At 43.0% G+C, this 7,397-nt stretch carries 4 protein-coding genes; 1 reads left to right on the top strand and 3 read right to left on the bottom strand.

The genetic code is table 11. From position 1 onward, the window contains the following. Positions 1–2,441 (top strand): plasmid replication protein, CyRepA1 family (locus tag G1O98_RS35660; RefSeq protein WP_163938830.1); only part of this gene is annotated, 2,441 nt, incomplete at its 5' end. A 127-nt stretch (positions 2,442–2,568) separates the two neighbouring features. Here G1O98_RS35660 and G1O98_RS35655 read toward each other — a convergent pair. The 3 genes from G1O98_RS35655 to G1O98_RS35645 form a co-directional block, all read right to left on the bottom strand. After that, positions 2,569–3,498, bottom strand: coding sequence for a tyrosine-type recombinase/integrase (locus G1O98_RS35655; protein ID WP_163938828.1), 930 nt, complete (start codon positions 3,496–3,498; stop codon positions 2,569–2,571). Between the two features lie 612 nt (positions 3,499–4,110). Then, positions 4,111–6,237 carry an AAA family ATPase gene (locus tag G1O98_RS35650; protein ID WP_163938826.1) on the bottom strand — a complete coding sequence of 709 codons (2,127 nt, stop codon included), beginning with the start codon at positions 6,235–6,237 and terminating at the stop codon, positions 4,111–4,113. A 578-nt stretch (positions 6,238–6,815) separates the two neighbouring features. Then, the gene (locus G1O98_RS35645; protein ID WP_163938824.1) at positions 6,816–7,208 is read right to left on the bottom strand and encodes a hypothetical protein; all 393 of its coding nucleotides are present in this window, start codon (positions 7,206–7,208) and stop codon (positions 6,816–6,818) included. Positions 7,209–7,397: the final 189 nt, after the last annotated feature.

Genomic DNA, 7,397 nt, shown 5'->3' with positions numbered 1-7,397 from the left:
GCTTGAGAGTGCCTGAGCTTTATGAGCTTGAAAAGGAACAACTTTTCACGCCATCTATAAAAGGACATCAAAGAAAGGAGAAGTCTACGGATTCTGGCGGAGTTGATTCATCCAAATCGAAGAAATCCCCTACTTTCAATTTTCCGAAAACCGGACTGGTCGTACTCTGGAGCGACATGGGTACTGGTAAAACTGAACTCATGCGCTGGTGGCGTGACCAAAATCCTAACGCACGGTTCCTCAACAATGGACATCGGGTTAACTTGTTGAAAAATCTTGCCGAACGCTTGCAAACAGCCATGTACTCCGACTTGGGTTACACAGGTTTAGCTCAGGCTCAAGCCCTCTCCATTACTATTGACAGCTTGCATAAGCTGAATACTCAGTCTCTCACCTACGGCTGCATATTTATAGATGAAGCTTGCCAATACCTCACCCACCTACTGCACAGTAATACTTGCAAACAACACCGTGCAGCAATCCTAGAAGTCCTGGAATATATAGTATACAATGCGCCACTGGTCGTCATCGCTGATGCACACATGGATGACCTGACTGTGAATTTCTTTCTTGCAATGCGACCCAAAGGTGAAGTACCTTACATCATTAAAAACGAATGGCGAAACGGTTCACGCACAATTTATTGGTACGAGGGGGATAATTCAAGCGCTCTAGTCGCCCAAATCTCGGCAGCGCTAATGCTTGGTGAGAAAGTCATGGTTGCAAGTGACAGTAAGCGTTTCATCAAAAAACTCGACAAATCCTTTACTATCAAGTACGAAGAATCTAACTCCGAAAAATCACATACACAAAAAAAATGTCGTATCTGGTCGGTTCACTCTGACAATTCTGGCAGTGATGAGAATGTCGCTTTCATCAAAGATATCACCAACGCCGTCAAAAACTTTGATGCCTTGTTCACCTCTCCCAGTCTCGGTACTGGTGTTGATATTTCTGAGTATCATTTTGACTTAGTATTTGGTGTCTTTCACGGCGTTTCCCAAACTGCTACTGAATGCGCCCAACAGCTTTACCGCTATCGCCCGAAAGTCCCGTTTCATATTTGGGTGGCCCCACGTCCTCCCTTTGGTTACAAGGATACCAATGCTACCAAGATTAAAGAGCGCTTGCTCCAAACCAATGAAATGACCGCTTTTCTGTTGCGGATTGACCGTCAAACAGGCAAGCGGGGCGCAGAGAAAGATTGGGCGCTTGAGGCTTACTGCCAAATTATGGCTAACCGCCACTATTCTCTCAATAATCTGCGTGATGATTTGCGATCGCTTCTCACCGAAATGGGCAATACATTTATATATGTGGGCAGTGATTCAGATCCTCAATCTCTTGAAAGTCTTAAAGCAGCAGCACAAGCTTTGGATAGTGCCCACAATTCGGCTGTTGCCAGGGCTAACAATATTACTTTGAGTGAGTACCGCGCCCGTCAGAGCAAAGATTACCTTGACCCTAATGAAATTTTTGAATGTGAAAAGTTTCGCATTTCTGATTCTTACGGCATCGAAGTAACCGAATCACTCGTAGAAATGGATAAAGGTGGTCGCTTAATTAGGGCAATTGCTGGACTTGAGGCCATTTTAGCCCCACCCGAAGAATCGTTTACTGACCCCAAAACTGGGCAAACTTATCCTACCCCACCAACAATTGTCACCCAAAAAGACCGCGCCGAGCGGGACAATCTACCTTTGTGCATCGACTGGGGTAATTACTCCGCACGGTGGCTGGCTAGATTTAACCTGGGACTGCATCAGATTCTCAAACGTTTAGTGAGGGGTGATGAAGTTACCGCCGACGATTCCACTTTACTCAAGATGACGGAGATCGCTATACATTGTGCTGTTCACGTCAAAGCAATTCTTGGGTTTACTATTCCCAGTGACTGTAAACCTATTTGGTTGCTGGCCACAATGCTAGAGCAGCTGGGGCTAAAGCTGACTTTCCGCAAGCAAGGTAAACGGGGGCAACAGGTGAAACTTTTCTCTTTATCTAAAGAGGAATTAGAATTTGCTCTCCAAGTAATTGCTCATCGTGAAACGAAGCGCAATCAAAAAGAAAATCGAACCTATTCTGCTGCTCAAACCCCTGCTGTATATAGTGTAAACACGAATCAGCAGGCCGTATCCACACCCCCCCTTGATGCTATAGGGAACTCCCTTTGCCAAGGGGAGGATACTACCGAATTTGAGTCGCCTCCGACCGATCGCATTACGCTACTCCATTGTGTGGAAATGCTACGCTCTGGCATTAAGCAGGGGGTGGACGCGATTAAGGGCATCCTTAAGCAATGGGTTGAGGATTTGCGCTGGGATACGGTGCTGGAACTTGAAGCGATCGCGGCAAATGAACTGCGACTTGTGGAGGCTCAAGTTCCTGAATTTTATGAATGGCTCTTGGAAGAAGTGTTGCCTATGGAGGGGGCTGGCTAGAGAAAAATCCCTTTGGCATTTGAAAGCTGTTTTTTGTTTCGTTTCCGGTAGCAATTGATGCCACTGGTTCCAATTTGGGCTGCATTTCCACAAGTCATGCAAAATGTCAAAACAATTCAAAAAATGGTCAAAGATCCATCAAGTTTAAAGCGCTACTGTCATTAGGTCTAGCTTTGAGATAGCGATCGGTGATGGCTAAGTTGGCATGACCCAAAGTTTCTTTCACCAATACAGGATTAGTCCCGCGCTCAATGGCGTGAGAACCGTGGGCATGACGTAACCAGTGAGCAGAAACTAGTTCGCTTAATCCAGCTTCAAGTGCAATTGCTTTGACAATCGGGTGCAAGTTTTGACGGTCTAAATGTCCCCCTTTTTGACTTGGAAACACTGCTTGATTGGAGTGAGCCGAAGCTTTGAACTCCATTAATTCCGCCCAAAGCTTTGGCTTGATGAGAATTGTCCGATTTTTGCTGCCCTTGGCTTTTCGCACGTAAACTTGACCACTCTCACCACGGGGTGTCAAATCTCCCCAAGTCAGATCACAGATTTCACTTGCCCGTAACCCTGCCTGATACAGGAGTTTGATAATTAACAAATTACGTAGGGCTGTGTACTGGCGCTTAGGAGTTTTAGCATCAGTTAAATGCTTAGAAGCTGCTCTTACCAACAATTTAATATCAGCTTCGTCTAAATAGCGTTCGTTGATTACATCCGGCAGTTCACCAAGTTTTAGCGCCATACCCACATTAAAAGGGAGATATCCAATTTTATGAGCGAAACTAATTAAGCTTTTAGCTGCGGCAATATATATCCGCTTTGTACTAAGAGCATTGCCCCCAAAACAACTGGCGTATTCTACCAAGTCTTCATAAGTCACTTTTTTGAGAGGTTTGTCCAAAAATTCCAGAAATCGTCTAATGTAGCGTCGGTACGAGATGATAGATGACTCTGCTTTTCCCTCCAACCACAGCGCAATCAACTTCGCCTCCGCCTGCGCTACTGGCAAGGAAGCAAGAGCCTTTCTATGCGCTGTTATATGGACAAGAGAGAGCGTCATTTTTATTACTCCCTTAATAATCAGACACAAGCGTAGTTTCGTCTGGTTTTATAGTGTCTGATTTTTATTGTCCTTTAAAATGGGCGTTTCAACTCACCCTCAAGCGAATGAAAATTTCTCAATTTTTGCGTATATACACCTCTAATACTGAGGAGCGTGACAAACACAATACTGTTATGCAATTGTTCAGCAGGGTATTTATTTTGAAAAGCCTAAAATTAGGTAAAAAAAATAAACTAAAAATGACTTTATAGTTAATAAATGATATAAGAAGTCAAAGAGCGTCCTCCAAAGTTTATTTACGCCGCAGTGTACTGCTTTTTAAGCGCTATCACGCCATAAAACTATAGAGTCATTTTTAGTTTATTTTTTGAGAGTGGTTTGATTGCTTTGTGTTTAAGACACTTTTTTTTCTAGAACCGCAAACGGGAGCTAGAGAAGTAGTTTTTCAAGAATTGCCAAGGCACTTACCAGTAATGAAATGCCCCACCGTCGCTTACCAGACACGGGGCGAAAAGCGTTAAAGATATAGTCACCTAGCCACAATATCCTTGATACGGTGAGGCAGCGCGCAGAAAGGGAATTTCCCCCATGAGCGACTGTTGAACATTTCTAAATTGCAATCGTCGGGTGCAAAAAAGCGCTTTCCAAGCGCTGCTGCAATCGCGTATATCGCAGTTGGCCGTCACTAGAACGCAAAGCCTTGGATATCGCTTTCTTGGAACCAACGACAATCGCTAACTGCTTGGCACAAGTTAATGCTGTGTACAACTGTTTACGAGACAACATCATATAAGGCTGCGTATAAATTGGCAGAATTACTACCGGATATTCTGAAACCTGGCTTTGATGAATGGTGAAGCTCCAGGCGAGGGCAATTTGATTTAAGTCTGCTCTGGTTCTAACGACAGTATGCTTACCATACTGCACAGTAACTTCCATCTCTTCAGGATCAATGGCCTTGATAATTCCGAAGTCGCCATTAAAAATTTCGTGATTATAATCATTAGTCAGTTGAATGATCCGATCGCCTTCTCGTAATAAATTCCCGCCCCTGGTAATCTCTACTTTGTCGGGACTGGGCGGATTAATCAACTGCTGCAATACGGTATTGAGGTTACGAGTCCCAAGCAAACCCCGCGACATGGGGCAAAGCACTTGCACATCAGTAGCTAGATTGTAACCCAGGCGGGGAATCAAGTCTGTAATGATTTCGGATATTGCTTTAACACCATGTTTGGGGTGATGACCGCCGCCATGCCACAGACACTCAGACACGGGATTATCGGAAATCGGTTCAATAGTGGGAAACTGGCTTCGGTTAATTTGGTGAGCAGAGGTGATAATTGCGCTCTGTTGGGCTTGCCTAAATACCTTGGTCAACCGCACCACGGGAACGTGACCAGAATTAATCAAGTCAGCAAGGATTTGACCCGGACCCACAGAGGGTAACTGGTCAATGTCACCCACTAGCAGTAGTTGGGAACCGTATTGTATCGCCTTTACCAAAGAAGATGCCAGAAACAAATCAAGCATACTAGCTTCTAGCGCGACAATTGCGGTATGGGGTAAAGGGTTTTGATTATCGCGTAAGAAGCCCATTGTCTTTGGGTCAAATTCCAACAAGCAGTGTATCGTCTTGGCTTCGAGTTGTGTGATTTCACTCAGGCGTTGAGCAGCGCGTCCAGTTGGCGCAGCTAAGGCGATAGATTTGCCCATTGCTTTCCACAGAGAGATTATGGTCTGGGTGGTGAAAGTTTTACCGCAACCGGGGCCACCAGTCAGAATCATTACCCTTGAATATGCAGCCATTTCTACCGCTAGCCGTTGCTGTGGTGAAAGTTTGATTTTACGACTCTTGGTGAAGCGCTCAATCCAGGCGCGAACACGAGGCATATCTTGTGCAACTGGTTGGCAAAATCTAGATTGTATTAATTGAGCAAGGTTCTGTTCGGTGTGAAAGTAGGTTGGTAGATAACATAGCAGCGTTTGGTCTTCGCTTTTCTCGCGGATTAAGTCATCCTTGAGTGCCATGTCTTTGATAATATCAGCGAGGGCATCTTCTTCGGGTGTGTGATCTGCTGTAGTCAGCAGTTTGATCACATTCTCAATGAGTTTTGGCTGGGGTAAATAGCAATGCCCATCGGCAGCAGCTTCGTTCAAAACATAAATTAAACCAGCACGGTAACGGAACTGACTATCAGGCGTAACTCCTAAATTAAAGGCAATTTTATCAGTTCTCAGAAAATCAATACCGTAGATGTCAGCAGCTAACTGGTAGGGATTGCTGGTGAGAGTAGCGAGTGCTTCATCCTTGTACTGCCTGTAAATTTTGACTGCATAAGTAGTAGAAACGCCATGACTGTGGAGAAATAGCATTAAATAGATGTAAGAGATGTAAGAAAATAAAATAAAAATAAGTTGATAGCTAAATAAAGATATTTTGAATTGAAGCAGAGACTTCATATTTGGGTTATGCCATCGGCGACGGCGACCCGGACGCGAACAATCCCACAAACTATCGAGTTTGCCCCAGTACCAGCGATGAATTGTGTCGCGTACAGTCTGTGGATGCCATTTTAAGTATTGTGCGATCTTTAGCACTGTCCATCCAGCGGCTGATAATCGTAGTACAGTGGCACGACTTTGAGTTCTTGGTGGTATACCTTTTGCTTGAGTGAGTGCTAGTAGGGCTTGATCTTCTATTGGTGACAGGTCAACTTTTAAAGGCGCTGGCATCTTGGTCAGGGGTAAAAATATTTACGACTAAAAGAGATTATCCCAACTTGATGTGCCATTTTACTTTATCGAATTCTATTTACGAACGCCAAGATGCTCCCTAATGGGCGAAGGAACTTTAGGTGATTGCGAGTTAGTTTATGATGTCGTAAATTACACAGTTAAAAATAGAAGTTTAACATGGAATGAAATTCCTGTGCTGTATCATGATACTTATCTAGGTAAAAAATAAGTTGATGGTAGGTTCATTTAGCCTATTTACCTAGATGAGTATAATGCAGAAAGTTTTACTGTATAGCGGTGCCTACAGTAATTATAATTGCGTAAACTAAAGTGTTTTAGATTACAAAGATACAGTTATACCGAGGGCATAAGGGAAGGCACAGACATCGTTTGGGATGGTGGTCTGCAAATTCCCGCTCCTTTTAACACTCTCGATCTTGGCTCATATAAAGAATTAGTTTTTGAGAATCATAATTAAGTTTTTGCCGACCATTGGTCGGCAAATTGCGATGCCGCTCAACCAAGGGGATTGTGTGGGAAATTAACGAAAATACGTAATTATGTCATCTAGGAAGTTAGTCGGGAGTATCCAAATGTTTTTTCAAAGTGTAGGGGCAATCAGGAGTTTTGATTCCACTGGCGTAAGGTAATTTATAGGATGCCCAGATTTGCCACCGCAAAACATCAACTCCAATAGTTGAACTACCGAATTGTACTCGACAGTCTTTGTCTGGGTTTTGTATAACATTTTTGATGATGGTATTTATCGCTTCTATTTTGAGATTATTCGGTATGCCCATTAGTAGTTTTGTAAGCCACTGTTTGATTTGTGGTGATTGTAGCCAGTCTTTGATTTGGTCATCAGTAGGAGTTAGGCGATTGACTAATAGCGTGGAATTTTCGTTATCTTTATTAACTTGACTTGTAAGCTGAAATAGCTGCTGAAAATTAGCATCTGTGTTGGACATAAAAACAATTGCTTAAAAGAGAATATTTATATTATAGATAAGTTGGATAAACCCTATAACAGCTAAGATTTTTTATAAAAATATTAAGATAAGCAAATATAAAACTTGATTTATCTCTCCAAAGGAAATTATAAAGAATTGACTAACTAATTATGTTATAAATATTAAATAAGTTCTTTATGCAAGTAT

The organism is Nostoc sp. UIC 10630 (assembly GCF_010747425.1).
Classification (GTDB): domain Bacteria; phylum Cyanobacteriota; class Cyanobacteriia; order Cyanobacteriales; family Nostocaceae; genus Nostoc.
Note: the sequence above shows the minus strand (reverse complement) of the source record. Positions and strands in the feature narration are given on the sequence as shown.